Below are 2,532 nucleotides of genomic sequence, written 5' to 3' on the forward strand. Positions count from 1 at the left end.
CATGCCGAAGGCACGAGGCGTGGTGGCCAGCAGCGGAATGGCCAGCGTCATCGGCGGTCCGGGCGGCAAAGCCACCACCGCATGCAGCGTGCCGTGGTCGCTCTGTATCTCGACATCCAGCGTCACCGGCCAGGCCATGCCGTTCTGCAGGCGCGTGTGCAATTCGCCCTTCGGCCACGCCCAATGGCCCGACGATGGTTGCAAGGTCAGGCCCGGCTTCGGACCGGGTGCGAAGGTAACCGCAGCCATGGTCGCGCCACCGGCAACGGGGCGTGGTGTCGAGTCGAGGGTCGCTCCCTGTGTGGTGATGCGCAGGCCATCGCTGGCGTGGGCGATATCACCGACAACGACCGGCGGCGCCGCGGGGGATTTCGCTGGAGGCTGCGCAGGCGCCGACTTGGTTGGCGCGGGTGCAGCGGGTACCGCCATGACATCCGCCATTGCGATCAGGCATGTCGCAACACCAAGGAAGACCGATCGAACTGGAGACATACCGAAGCCTTTACGGAGGAGGCGTGCCCGCGGCGGCGCGGCTTTCGCGCCAGCGCCACGCGTAGTAGACCGGCACGCCAAGGGCAATGATCAGAAGGCTCATCCCGGCGTTGGCCGGCGTGTCGATCGCCGTGGCCAGGATCACGCAGACCACGGTGACCACGAAGGCCAGCGGCACCCAGGGGTAACCCGGCACACGATACGGCGAGGGTTCGTCCTTGAGCATGCGCCGGTACCAGAACACGGTGGCGATGCCCGCCGCGTGGCTAAGCCATTCACCGACAGTGGTGTAGTCCAGCAAGGCGTCGAAGCTGCCCGAGAGGATCAGGATAACCGCCCACAGGCCCAGCACCGACAGTGCCACCTGCGGCGCGTGCGTGCGCATATCCACCTTGCCGACGGCGCGGAAGAACATGCCATCGGCACTCATCACCTGCAGCACGCGGGCGCCACCGGCGATGGCGATGCTGCAATAACCGAAGGTGGAACAGGCAATGCCAACCGCCACCACCGTGCGCCCGGTGGGGCCGAACAACCTTTCCATCAGGTCGGCCGCGGGCGCCTGGCTGGCGGCGAGTCCCGCATGGCCCAGGCCCGCGAGGTAAGCCACGTTCACCAGCACATAGCACAGCGCCACGGCGCCCATCCCTAAGCCCAGCGCGCGTGGCAGCACGCGCTGCGGCTCGCGCACTTCGCCAGCCAGGTCGTTGAGGTAATGAAAGCCGCCGTAGGCGAACAGCACGGGTAACAAGGCGCCCACCATCGCGAATGGCGAGGCGGGCGGCAACGCCGGCGCGGGCGGCGGCGTGGTGTGCCCGAAGGCCAGCACCAGGCCGACCACGATCAGCATGGCGATCACGCCGAGCTTGAGCACGGTGAAGATATTCTGCACCCAGGCGCCGGCGCGGATGCCGCGCAGGTTCACCAGCACCAGGAAAATAATGGCGCCGACGGCCAGTGGTTTGACCCACGTCAGCGGCAGGCCGAAGGCCTTGCAGGCATAGTCGGCGAAAGTGGTGGCGACCGCGGCAATGCTGCCGGGGTAGTTGATCAGCGCCATGGTCCAGCCGAACAGGAAGGCCGGCAATTTGCCGAACGCTTCTCGCAGGTAGATGTAGGTACCGCCCGCCTGCGGCCGCCGCGCGCCGAGCTCGGCGTAGCTTAAGACGCCGGCCAGGGTGAGCAGGCCGCCCAGCGCCCACAGCACGATGAGTCCAGTGGTTGAGTCTGTGCGCCCGGCGACGGAAGCCGGTGTGCGGAAGATGCCGGCGCCGATGACGCCGCCGATGACGATTGCGGCGGCGTCCCAAATTCCAAGGCGGCGGACGTAAGGTCCAGTAGGTACGGGTGATGGCATGGGTGCGACCATGCCATAAACCGTTACATCATGTCGCCGACGGCTTCTTCTTCGGGATGTAGAGGTCGGTGATCGTGCCCTCGTACACCTCTGCCGCCATGCCCACCGATTCGCCCAGTGTCGGATGCGGATGGATGGTCTTGGCGATATCCGACGCCTCGGCGCCCATCTCGATGGCCAGGGCCAGTTCCGAGATGAGGTCGCCCGCATGCACGCCGACGATGCCTGCACCGACGATGCGGTGGGTTTCCTCGTCGAAGATCAGCTTGGTGAAGCCCTCGGTGCGATCGATGCCGATGGCACGGCCCGAGGCCGCCCAGGGGAACTTGCCCACGCCGATCTTCAAGCCCTTCTCCTTCGCTTCGCGCTCGGTCACGCCGACCCAGGCAATCTCCGGATCGGTGAATGCCACCGACGGCACCACGCGGGCGTCGAAGAAGCTCTTCTCGCCGGCAATTACCTCGGCGGCGACGTGCGCTTCGTGCACGGCCTTGTGCGCCAGCATCGGCTGGCCGACGAGGTCGCCGATGGCGTGGATGTGCGGCACGTTGGTGCGCATCTGCCGATCGACAGCGATGAAACCACGGTCGCTCACCGCCACCCCGGCCTTGTCCGCACCGATGCGGCCGCCGTTGGGCGAGCGGCCCACCGAGACCAGCACACGGTCGAAGGTTTTGGTCTCG

At 66.9% G+C, this 2,532-nt stretch carries 2 protein-coding genes and 1 pseudogene; all 3 read right to left on the reverse strand.

Translation table 11 applies throughout. The annotated features are described in order from the left end of the window. Positions 1-429: pseudogene (locus VK519_RS15640) on the reverse strand (hypothetical protein); the annotation flags it as partial. A gap of 73 nt (positions 430-502) precedes the next feature. Then, positions 503-1,849, reverse strand: a complete 1,347-nt coding sequence (locus VK519_RS15645) for an APC family permease (RefSeq protein WP_324351281.1) — start codon at positions 1,847-1,849, stop codon at positions 503-505. A gap of 28 nt (positions 1,850-1,877) precedes the next feature. Beyond that, on the reverse strand, positions 1,878-2,532 hold a 655-nt coding region (locus VK519_RS15650), incomplete at its 5' end, for an oxidoreductase dimerization domain-containing protein (protein ID WP_324351282.1).

The sequence above is a fragment of the Pinirhizobacter sp. genome (genome assembly GCF_035317885.1).
Taxonomy (GTDB): Bacteria; Pseudomonadota; Gammaproteobacteria; order Xanthomonadales; family Rhodanobacteraceae; genus Pinirhizobacter.

Coding starts and splice junctions, on each gene's coding strand:
- VK519_RS15645 (WP_324351281.1), bottom strand. CDS start 1,849: ATGCCATCACCCGTACCTACTGGACCTTACGTCCGCCGCCTTGGAATT.